Source organism: Siminovitchia jepli (assembly GCF_047228825.1).
GTDB lineage: Bacteria > Bacillota > Bacilli > Bacillales > Bacillaceae_C > Siminovitchia.
On record NZ_JBFEGN010000194.1, the window covers coordinates 1 to 1,469 of the forward strand.

The 1,469-nt window shown below is 45.6% G+C and carries 1 protein-coding gene; it reads right to left on the reverse strand.

The annotated features are described in order from the left end of the window. Positions 1–43: 43 nt before the first annotated feature. Positions 44–1,000, reverse strand: coding sequence for a group II intron reverse transcriptase/maturase (gene ltrA / locus AB1L08_RS22345; protein WP_413066769.1), 957 nt, complete (start codon positions 998–1,000; stop codon positions 44–46). Positions 1,001–1,469: the final 469 nt, after the last annotated feature.

The following is a 1,469-nucleotide window of genomic DNA, read 5'->3' on the forward strand; positions in this document are numbered from 1 at the left end:
ATTTCTCCAAATGTCCCCGGTCGTTTCCGACTGGTTAATTTTCTCAATTTGCTTTTAAACCGTTGTTTTGCCGGCTTGCTTGGCCGGCACCCGACTTTCCCATAAGGTTTTGTATGTTGAATCCAAGGAATGTGGCTGAAGTTGCCCCACAGACTTTGCTTTTCTTTTGGTTTATGATGAGACCGAGGTCTTTCTCGATGAACTTCGTGACGCTTTGCATCACCCGTTCACCGGCTCTCGGACTCTTTACGTATATGACGAAGTCGTCGGCATATCTAATGAAACGATGTCCTCTTTGTTCAAGCTCTCTGTCCAGCTTATTCAAATAGACATTGGCCAGTATCGGGGAGAGAGGTCCCCCTTGCGGGGCACCTTCTGTCGTTTCAATATAGATATCTTTATCAAGTATTCCTGAGCGAAGAAATTTCCAAATCAGTTTGAGGACAACTTTATCCGAGATGAATTCCTCAAGATATGCCCTTACCCTTTGATGGTGGATCGTATCGAAATAACTTTTCAGATCACAGTCCACTGCGACCTTGTATCCTTCCTCGTAATATTGTTCCGCAAGCTGGATTGCCTGATGGGCATTCCTGCCTTTACGGAAACCGAAGCTCTTCTTGGAAAAGTGTGGGTCTATGATTGGTTCGATTACTTGGAGAATGGCTTGTTGTACTACTCTATCAAGTACACATGGTATCCCCAGGTATCGTTTCGAGCCATCGGGTTTAGGTATGGCAACTCTTTTGACTGGCTGGGGCTGGTAAGTCCCCTCTTTTAATTTCTTTTTAAGTGGTTGATAGTATATTTCCATATGTTCTTTAAGCTGATAAACGGTAATACCATCAATTCCTGGGGCGCCTTTGTTCTTTCTTACTTTCTTATAGGCGCTCCAAAGATTCTCATCGGCAATAACTTTGTCAATCAGTCCGATACCATCTTGTTCTTTCATATCCATGTCGGCATCCCTGCGCACTCCTGTGTACACTTCGGTTTCCAACCTATCTCTCCACAGGCAGCCATCTTTTGGTAAATACCGCGATGTTTTCTACGCTTAGGCGGCGATGCCTACACCTCCTTGTTTCCCAAGATTTAAGATTGTTCAGCCCTTCGTTTCCATCAGAAACTACTATGGCTTCTGCTGACTTCTCACGGTAAATCTTGTTTCAACCGAGTTGCACTCGTCCGTGAGACCTCCCCGGGTAAGAGCTATAACCTTCCTCCCATGTAACTGCTGTATTTACTGTATGGAACTCGGGCAGTATCGGGCTTTGTTTTGTTTAGCAAACTCGTCCATTCCAATTCAGCCTTATATACAGTTTCTGTCCGTCAGTTCGGGATTTTGCCGCCGGCTTCCTTCAGATTCCACCTCACGGTGGACACCCTTGCCATTGGCTAACAGTTCCTACTGCCAAGCCTGTAGTGGACTTTCACCACCAAGTTATAGCCCATGCCGGGCGCACTAAAAA